This window comes from Massilia sp. ST3 (assembly GCF_018119405.1).
In the GTDB taxonomy this organism is placed as follows: domain Bacteria; phylum Pseudomonadota; class Gammaproteobacteria; order Burkholderiales; family Burkholderiaceae_D; genus Telluria.
This window is the reverse complement of sequence record NZ_JAGPWC010000028.1, coordinates 58,789-67,775: the sequence shown is the minus strand read 5'-3', so window position 1 is coordinate 67,775 and position 8,987 is coordinate 58,789. Positions and strand designations below refer to the sequence as shown.

Below are 8,987 nucleotides of genomic sequence, written 5' to 3'. Positions count from 1 at the left end.
CCGCCCGCCCGCCGCCGCCAAGGCCGCATCCATCCCCCGCGCGCGTCCGCCGGCAAGCCGCAACGCGGTCCGCCCCAGCCGTCCAGCGCGCCCGCCCGCCCCGGCGCGCCAGCCGGAGCAGCCGGTGGACAGCGATGTCGCGCTGATCTCGGCCGTGATCGTGTACGCCAACGGCCATGCCGAGGCCGCGAACGAGGAAGCGCGCGCCCGTGAATGAGCGCGCCGGCGCGTGGTAAAAACCCCGCGCCGGATGCTTGACTGGACGAAACTGCTGGGTGTTCATGTCCCTGGAGCGTTATACTGTACATAAGCACAGTAAGGCCTTCCGTCATGATCAGGGTTCTGGAAAACGAGTTTTATTATCTGGACAATTTCCAGCGCGTCCTCGACTGGATCGCCGAGCGCTATGCCGACCTGCTGGACGACGGCGAGCGCGCCTTCCTGACCGCCTTCCCCGCCCTGCCCCACAATGCCCGGGCCCTTTTCGTGCGCATGGTCATGCGCAAGGGGGACCTGTTCCGCGCCAGTAAACTCAGTTATGCCGAGATCGGCTGTGCGGTCGAGGCCGCCGGCCAGCTGCTGGGCACCGGCTGGATCGAAGCCGATCCCGAGCTGACCCTGGACGAACTGTTCGACCTCCTTTCCAAGCCCGAGATCGCCGAGGCTTTCGGCACGCGGCTGCGCTCGAAAAGCGCACGCAAGGCCGAGCAACTGGAAGCCCTGCGCGAAGAATGCCCCGGCACGCTCCCCTTCTCGCAGTGGTACGGGGCCTGCGATGACCTGGCGCTGCGCATCCTGGTCAAGCCCCTGTGCGACCGCCTGCGCCTGATCTTCTTCGGCAACCTGCACCAGGACTGGACCGAGTTCGTGCTGTCCGACCTGGGCCTGTTCCGCTACGAACAGGTCGAGTTTTCGGCGGATTCGCGGGGTTTTCGCCAGCGCCGCGACGTCGAGCACTACCTCCAGCTGCACGCCTGCAAGGAACGCTTCGCCGCCGGCGAGGATATCGACGCCGTGGTCGAAGACCTGCCCTGGCATGCCTTCGACAATGACTGGCTCGACAGCCGGCGCGAAAAACTGCTGTTCCAGATCGGCCAGCACTACGAAAAGCTGAAGGACTGGGACAAGGCCCACGGGGTCTATATGCGCTGCCGCTTCCCCGGCGCGCGCGGGCGCGCGATCCGGGTGCTGGAAAAGCACGAGCGCTTCGACCAGGCCTACGAACTCCTGCTGGCCGCCCAGGCCGCGCCGGAAAGCGAGGCCGAGCGCCAGCACCTGTCGCGCATCGGGCCGCGCCTGGCGCGCCGCCTGGGCCATGCCAAGCTGGCCCCGCGCGCCAAGCAGACGGTGTCTCGCATCGACCTGTGCCTGCCCTTGCCGAACGAAGACTGGTGGGTCGAAGGCGTGGTGCGCGACCACCTGGCGGCCGAGGCGGCCCCGGTCTACTACGTCGAGAACGCCCTCGCGAATTCCCTGTTCGGCCTGCTGTGCTGGCGCGCCGTGTTCGCCGCGATTCCCGGGGCCTTCTTCCACCCCTTCCATCGCGGACCCGCCGACCTGTACAGCCTGGATTTCCACCAGCGCCGGGCCGCCGAATTCACGGCCTGCCTGGCCGAGCTGGACGACGGCCGCTACCGCGACACGATCCGCCGCCATTACGAGGAAAAGTACGGCCTGAGCACGCCCTTCGTCTACTGGGACGCGCTCACGCCCGAGCTGCTCGAGCTGGCCCTGGCCTGCATCCCGCCGCTGCACCTGCGCCGCTGGTGCGAGCGCATCCTGGCCGACGTCAAGACCAACCGCACGGGCTTCCCCGACCTGATCCAGTTCTGGCCGGACGAAGGCCGCTACACGATGATCGAAGTGAAGGGACCGGGCGACCGCCTGCAGGACAACCAGCTGCGCTGGATCGAGTACTGCGCGGCCCATGACATGCCGGTGGCGGTCTGCTACCTGCAGTGGGAGCAGGCGGCTTGACCGCTGCCGCCAGCTACACGGTCGCGGTGCGCGCCCTGTGCGAGTTCACCGCCAAGCAGGGCGACCTCGACTTGCGCTTCACGCCCTCCCCCAGCGCCCAGGAAGGCATCGCCGGCCACGCCGTGGTGGCGTCCCGGCGTGGCGGCAACTACCGCGCTGAAGTCGCCCTGTCCGGCCAATGGAAGGACCTGACGGTGCGCGGCCGCGCCGACGGCTACGATCCGGACGAGAACCTGATCGAAGAGGTCAAGACCCACCGCGGCAAGGCGGACAACATTCCCGACAACCACCGCCACCTGCACTGGGCCCAGCTGCGCGTCTACGGCCACCTGATGTGCGTCGAGCTGGGCATGGAGCGGGTCAACCTGGCCCTGGTCTACTACGACATCGGCAGCGGCCATGAAACGGTGCTGCGCGAAACCCGCGACGCCGCCTGGCTGCGCGACCACTTCGAGGATCTGTGCGAGCGCTTCTCCAGCTGGGCCGCGAGCGAGGCCGCGCACCGCGTCGCGCGCGACGCCGCCCTCGGCGAGCTGCGCTTCCCGCATGCGGGCTTCCGTCCCGGCCAGCGCCAGCTGGCCGAAAGCGTCTACCGCGCCAACGCCGGCAAGCGCTGCCTGCTGGCCCAGGCGCCGACCGGCATCGGCAAGACCGTGGGCAGCCTGTTCCCGGTGCTCAAGGCCATGCCCCAGCAAGGCATCGACAAGGTCTTCTTCCTGGCCGCGAAGACGCCGGGTCGCCAGCTGGCCCTGCACGCGGCGGCGACCCTGGGCGCCGGCCCCGGCGGCCTGCCCCTGCGGGTGCTGGAACTGACCGCGCGCGACAAGCTGTGCGAGCATCCCGACAAGGCCTGCCATGGCGACTCCTGCCCCCTGGCCCAGGGCTTCTACGACCGCCTGCCGGCCGCGCGCCTCGATGCCGCCACGGTGCCGATGCTGGACCAGCAAGGCCTGCGCGAGGTCGCCGCGCGCCACGATGTCTGCCCCTACTACCTGGGCAGCGAGATGGCGCGCTGGTCCGACCTGATGGTGGGCGACTACAACTATTATTTCGACGGCGGCGCCATGCTCTACGCGCTCAGCCTGAATAATGGATGGAAAGCGAGTATGCTGGTGGACGAGGCGCACAACATGGTGGCGCGCGCCCGCTCGATGTACAGCGCCGAGATCGGCCGCGAATTGCTGCGCAGCGCCCGCGCCGGCGCCCCGCCGGTGCTGAAGAAGGCGCTGGAAAAGGTCGGCCGCGCCTGGACCGAGGTCGACCGCGGCGCCGCCGCGCCCTACCAGGTGCTCGACGGCGTGCCGGAAAAGCTGGTCAACGCCCTGCAAAACGCGGCCGCCGCCGTCAACGACTATCTGGCCGAATTCCCCGGCCCGCTCGACCCCGACCTGCAGCGCTTCCACTTCGACGCCCTGGCCTTCGTGCGCCTGGCCGAATCCTTCGGCGAGCATTCGCTGTGCGACCTGGAGCGTGAGGGGGGCCGCAACGGCGCCGGATCGACCCTGCGCGACTCGACCATTTGCATCCGCAACGTGGTGCCGGCGCCCTTCCTCGGCCCGCGCTTCGCGCTGGCCCATTCGACCACCCTGTTCTCGGCCACGCTCAGCCCCTGGAATTATTTTTGCGACCTGCTCGGCATGCCGGCCGACACCGCCTGGGTCGACGTCGAATCGCCCTTCCGCGCCCACCAGCTCGAGGTCCACGTGGCGTCCAGGATCTCGACCCGCTACCAGCACCGCGCGGCCTCGGTCGGGCCGATCGCCGACCTGATCGCGCGCCAGTACGGGGAGCGGGCCGGCAACTACCTCGCCTTCTTCAGCAGCTTCGACTACCTCGACCAGGTGGCGGCCGAGCTGGCGCGCAGCCATCCGGAGGTGCCGGCCTGGCGCCAGGAGCGGCGCATGAGCGAAGCCGAGCGCCAGGCCTTCCTGGAGCGCTTCGCACCGGGCGGCGAAGGCGTCGGCTTCGCGGTGCTGGGCGGGGCATTCGGCGAAGGCGTGGACTTGCCGGGCGACCGCCTGATCGGCGCCTTCGTCGCCACCCTCGGCCTGCCGCAGGTGAACCCGGTCAACGAGCAGCTGCGCGAACGCATGCAGAAGCTGTTCGGCGCCGGCTACGACTATACCTACCTGTATCCCGGCATCCAGAAGGTGGTGCAGGCCGCCGGCCGCGTGATCCGCACCGAGAGCGACCGCGGCGTGGTCTGGCTGATCGACGACCGCTTCGCCCAGCCGGGCATCCGCGCCCTGATGCCGGCCTGGTGGGAACTGGACGCCCCTGCTTAAGCGAGCCGCTCGCGGAGTTTCGGGTAGCTGGCGCGGCTGATCGGCAGCCGCACGTCGTTCTTCAGCACCGCGCAGTGGTTGTCCTTGCTGACCGGCTCGATGCGCGCGATGGCGCCTACATTGACGATATAGGACCGGTGGATGCGCAGGAATGCCTGTGGATCGAGCTGGCTTTCCAGCTCCGACAGGCGCTGGTTCTTGAGCCAGGTCTTGCCCCCCGCCGCGATCTGGACGTAGTCGTCCTGGGCCTCGATGTAGTCGACCTGCGAGGCCGGCACCACGTGCACCTTCGATCCCTCGCGGATCAGGATGCGTTCCAGCGGCGCGTGGCGCTGCGCCGCCTCGGCCACCACCGCCTCGACCTGGGCCGCCTGCGGCGCGCGCGAACGCGCATGGGCCAGGGCCTGGGCCAGGCGCTCGCGCGAGAACGGCTTGAGCAGGTAGTCGATCGCATGCACCTCGAAGGCGCGCAGCGCGAACTGGTCGTAGGCGGTGGCGAAGATGTAGTGCGGCTTGCTGCCGGCCAGCTCCACTACTTCGAAGCCGTCCAGCTTGGGCATCTGGATATCGAGGAAGACCAGGTCGGGATCGTGCTCGGCGATCGCCTTGACGGCCTCGAAGCCGTTCGCGCATTCGCCCACGATCTCGACGTCCGCGTGGCCGGCCAGGAACTCGCGCAGCAGCATGCGCGCCAGATGTTCATCGTCGACGATCAGTACCCGCATCCTTCATTCTCCCCTCATTGTTCCGCCTCGGCGGGCAGCACCAGGTCCACCCGGAAAATCTCTTGGTCGCGCGCCCAGTGTACGCTGGCTTCGTGGCCGTAGGCCGCGGCCAGGCGCTGGCGCACGTTGACCAGGCCGATGCCCGTTCCCGCTTGCGCCACGCCAGCGTCATCCTCATCGACATCGTTCTCGATCCGGATGCGCAGCAGCGAGCCGGCGCGCTGCGCGCCCAGGCGGATCACCCCGCCCTCCAGGCGCTGGCCGATGCCGTGCTTGACCGCGTTCTCCACTAGCGGCTGCAGGATCATGGGCGGCAGCAGGCAGCGCGCGGCGTCCGGCTCCACCGCACACTCGAAACCCAGGCGCGGGCCAAAGCGCACCTGTTCGATCGCCAGGAACTGTTCGGCCAGGGCCACCTCGTCCGCCAGCGCGACCTTGCGGTGCGCCTCCAGGCCCAGCGTACGGCGAAAGAAGCCGGCCAGCTTCAAGGTCATGTCGCGCGCCCGGCCGGCGTCGATGGCGGTGAGCGCACTGATCGAGTTCAGGCTGTTGAACAGGAAGTGGGGATCGATCTGGGTGCGCAGCATGCGCAGTTCCGCGTCCTGGGCCAGCAGCCTGAGTTCCAGCTCGCGCGTCTCGGCGCGCCGCGCGCGCTCGAATTCCAGGGCCAGGTAATGCGCCGCGCCGCTCATCCAGTACAGCAGCACGCCGACCCCGAACATCACTGCCGCGAACGGACGCGATACCCGTACCGCCTCCCAATCCGGCGCCAGCGATTGCCACAGGGACGCCCAGGCGGCGCCCGCCGCGCACCACAGCACCGAGGCCGTCACCGCGCTGAAGAAGAACACCGCAAGCACCGCCCCCAGCGGCTTGCCGGCCAGCGGATAGGCACGGCACAGGTAGTAGGCCGAGAAGCCGCAGGCGCTCGCATACACCAGGCTAAGGGGCACCGCGAACAGCAGGCTGGCGCCCGCGCCCGCGCCAGTGGTGGCGTTGATCAAGCCGGCAAGCAGCAGGCCCAGCATCAGCCAGGCCAGCAGGTAGAGCGCGGCGCTGCGCCTCACCCAGAAGCTTGCTCCCATCAGTTGCGGACTTCCACGCCACCCATGATCGCATAGCCGCGAATCACCAGCCGCTTGGACCCGTCCGGCGGGGCCACGGTCTTGTCTTCGAAGCCGCCCATGATCGGAGTGCCCTGCAGGACCACGGTCCAGTCGGGCGGGCACTTGATGGTGATGCCGCCCCAGAAGGTGAACACATTGATCACCGCCTCGCCCAGGGGCTGGATGGCGCAGCCGCGCATATCCAGCGAGCAGCCGCCCATCACCGCCGTGATCTCGCCGCCGCGGAAGGACTGGCTGGTGACGCGACGCTCGAAGCCGCCCATGATGGCGGTGCTGTCGATCACGTCGTCGGCGACGCCGTCCTTGGACGAGCCGGCCAGCAGGCGCCGGCCGCGCGCCGCCTTGACCAGCATCACGGCGCCGAGGCCGATCAGGGCCAGCGGCCATACGGCGCGCCAGCTGAAGTCGATGATGTCCATGCGGTCGAGGGTGAGCAGCACGCCGATGCCGACCAGGATCCCGCCCACCAGGCGTCCGCCCGGAGTCGCGGTGTCGCACAGCTTGACCGTGCCGACCACGATGAAGAGCATGGGCCAGAACGAGAAGGCGCGGTGCATGTCGAGGATGTCGAGGTTATCGAGCAGGAACAGCAGTCCCATCCCGATCACCAGCAGGCCCAGGATCACCTGGCTGGTCATGTTGGTGCGCGGCGGCTGGTAGTCATTTTTCATGGCGGTTCCCCGAGTGGTTGTTGGCGAAGCGGCGGGCGATGAAAGGGTCGAGCACGAGCTTGACGCCCCAGGCCAGGATGAACAGTGGCCAGCTGTTGCGGAAGGTCAGGCCGAACAGGTTCTCGAACACTGCGAACAGCCACAGGCCGATGAAGACCGTCCACAGGCCATTGCCGAACTCCTTGGGGCTCGGGTAGCCGATGGTCTGGTTGATGCCGACCACGACCAGCAGCAGCGGCCAGTAGCGCCACAGCGATGTCACGTCCATGTAGCCGAGGCGGTCCAGCAGGACGGCGCCGCCGACCACGATGAGGAGCAGGCCCCACACGATCTGCTTGCGCCAGCGGTATGCGTCTTCCGAATTCATCTTGTGCTCCCTGTTTGTTATCGAACTGGAAGCACGATACCGGAAGCTGTCTTGACGGTGGAAGCGCTTTTCGGTGAACGGCGGACGGCGGGCGGCGAATGGCGAAGAATTCGGCCGAATGCGAGGGGAAGGATGTGAGTGGAGAGGGAATGAGCCGCGAGGCATGCGGTACGGGTAGGGTTGGCGGCTCTGCCGCCGACGCGTTCAACCGACGGGTGCAAGACCAGGAAAAGACGATGCGCGTCGAATCACATGGCGGTGAACGCGTCGGCGGCGAAGCCGCCAACCCTACGGAAAGAAGAATGCCCGCTGTTGCGGGCATTTTTTTTACTTCGGGGCAGCGCAGTAGCGTTCGATGTACTGCTGGTGCGTGGGCAGCCCGCTCACCGTCTTGTCGATCGAGCTCTTGATCCCACCGAGGAAGTGGGCCAGCTCCTCGTCGCCCATCAGGTCGGCCGCCTGGTGGTGCTGGAGCGGGGTCACGCCCTGGCCCAGCAGCACCTGGATCCAGGAATTCTCGGCGAACAGCTCGTTCGAGATGCGGAATACGCGTCCGGACTGGCGGAACAGCTCGATGCGGTGGCGCAGGCTGGCCGGCACCTCCATGTTGCGTGCGTCCTTCCAGTAGGACGAGTCGGTGCGGTTGTTGACGTGGTAGTGCAGGATGATGAAATCGCGGATGTGCTCGATCTCGGTCCAGGCCTGCTTGTTGTATTCGTCGACGTCGGCCTGGGCGATGCCCTCGGTCGGGAACATCTGCATCAGGCGGATGATGCCGCGCTGGATCAGGTGGATGCTGGTCGATTCGATCGGCTCCAGGAAGCCGCTCGCCAGGCCGAGCGCCACGCAATTGCCCTTCCATACCTGCTTGCGCTGGCCCGGCTGGAACCTGAGCACGCGCGGCTTCATCAGGGGCTCGCCCTCGACATTGTCCATTAACGCCTGGATCGCCTGCTCCTGCTCGACATAGCGGCTGGAGAACACGATGCCGTTGCCGACGCGGCTCTGCAAAGGAATGCGCCATTGCCAGCCGAAGCCGTGCGCGATCGCGCGCGTGTAGGGCACGGCGTCGCCCACCAACATGGTCTGCACGGCCGCCGCGCTGTCGTTGAACAGCCAGTGCGACCAGTCCTCGTAGTCCACCTTCATCGCCTGGCCGATCAGGAAGGCCCGGAAGCCGGTGCAGTCGATGAACAGGTCGCCTTCGATATCCGCGCCCGAATCGAGGGTGAGCGAACGGATGTTGCCGGTGAGGGCGCTGGTGGTGACGTCGACGATCTTGCCTTCGATGCGCTGCACGCCATAGCGCTCGCTGAAGCCGCGCAGGAAGCGCGCGTAGGCGCTGGCGTCCAGGTGGTAGGCGTAGTTCATGCCGTCGTGCGGCAGGTGGGCGAAGCGGTTCTGCTGCGAGGCGCGCAGCTCCAGGCAGTAGTCGCCGTACTCGCCCGCCAGGCCGCGCTCGCGGCCCTTGTGCCAGAAATGCTGGAAACCGGCGGTCCAGTGGTCGGTGCCGGTCAGGCCGAAGGAGTGGATGTAGTCTTCCTTGACGTTGCGCCAGTTCTCGAAGCTGATGCCCAGCTTGAAGGTGGCCTGGGTCGCGGCCATGAATTCCTGCTCGCTGATCTCGAGCAGCTTGTGGAAGTGGACCAGGGTCGGGATGGTCGCTTCGCCCACGCCCACCGTGCCGATCTCGTCGGACTCGATCAGCTTGATGTCGAGGCGCTTGCCCAGCACCTTCGAGAGGCAGGCGGCGGCCATCCAGCCGGCGGTGCCGCCGCCGGCGATGACCACGCGCCGCACGGGACGGGTCGTTTGCTTGCTCTGTTCCACGGTCG

Annotated in this window: 8 protein-coding genes; 3 read left to right on the top strand and 5 right to left on the bottom strand. The window is 67.7% G+C overall.

Annotated features, from left to right (window positions below; all coding sequences use genetic code 11):
* From KBW98_RS11965 to KBW98_RS11955, 3 genes are all read left to right on the top strand, one after another.
* Positions 1 to 217, top strand: a 217-nt coding sequence (locus KBW98_RS11965; RefSeq protein WP_211520362.1) for a hypothetical protein, incomplete at its 5' end; no start/stop codon positions are given.
* Between the two features lie 113 nt (positions 218 to 330).
* Positions 331 to 1,977 carry a VRR-NUC domain-containing protein gene (locus tag KBW98_RS11960; protein WP_211520361.1) on the top strand — a complete coding sequence of 549 codons (1,647 nt, stop codon included), beginning with the start codon at positions 331 to 333 and terminating at the stop codon, positions 1,975 to 1,977.
* The gene (locus tag KBW98_RS11955; protein ID WP_229429139.1) at positions 1,974 to 4,262 is read left to right on the top strand and encodes an ATP-dependent DNA helicase; all 2,289 of its coding nucleotides are present in this window, start codon (positions 1,974 to 1,976) and stop codon (positions 4,260 to 4,262) included. The genes KBW98_RS11960 and KBW98_RS11955 overlap by 4 nt, the downstream gene beginning before the upstream one ends.
* Here the strand turns inward: KBW98_RS11955 and KBW98_RS11950 are convergent.
* The 5 genes from KBW98_RS11950 to KBW98_RS11930 all read right to left on the bottom strand — a co-directional run bounded on the left by KBW98_RS11950 (position 4,259) and on the right by KBW98_RS11930 (position 8,982).
* Complete coding sequence (locus tag KBW98_RS11950; RefSeq protein WP_211520359.1) at positions 4,259 to 4,987, bottom strand: LytTR family DNA-binding domain-containing protein; 729 nt, start codon at positions 4,985 to 4,987, stop codon at positions 4,259 to 4,261. The two genes, KBW98_RS11955 and KBW98_RS11950, sit on opposite strands and share 4 nt — an antisense overlap.
* 14 nt (positions 4,988 to 5,001) lie before the next feature.
* A complete protein-coding gene (locus KBW98_RS11945) occupies positions 5,002 to 6,072 on the bottom strand; it encodes a sensor histidine kinase (protein WP_211520358.1) in 1,071 nt (356 codons plus the stop codon).
* Positions 6,072 to 6,785: a LiaI-LiaF-like domain-containing protein gene (locus tag KBW98_RS11940; protein ID WP_211520357.1), complete on the bottom strand. Its 714-nt coding sequence runs from the start codon at positions 6,783 to 6,785 to the stop codon at positions 6,072 to 6,074. Before KBW98_RS11940 ends, KBW98_RS11945 begins: the two co-directional genes overlap by 1 nt.
* Positions 6,775 to 7,152 carry a LiaI-LiaF-like domain-containing protein gene (locus KBW98_RS11935; protein ID WP_211520356.1) on the bottom strand — a complete coding sequence of 126 codons (378 nt, stop codon included), beginning with the start codon at positions 7,150 to 7,152 and terminating at the stop codon, positions 6,775 to 6,777. Before KBW98_RS11935 ends, KBW98_RS11940 begins: the two co-directional genes overlap by 11 nt.
* Before the next feature lie 327 nt (positions 7,153 to 7,479).
* Entirely contained in the window at positions 7,480 to 8,982 is a 1,503-nt protein-coding gene (locus tag KBW98_RS11930; protein ID WP_373888933.1) for a tryptophan halogenase family protein, read from the bottom strand.
* Positions 8,983 to 8,987: the final 5 nt, after the last annotated feature.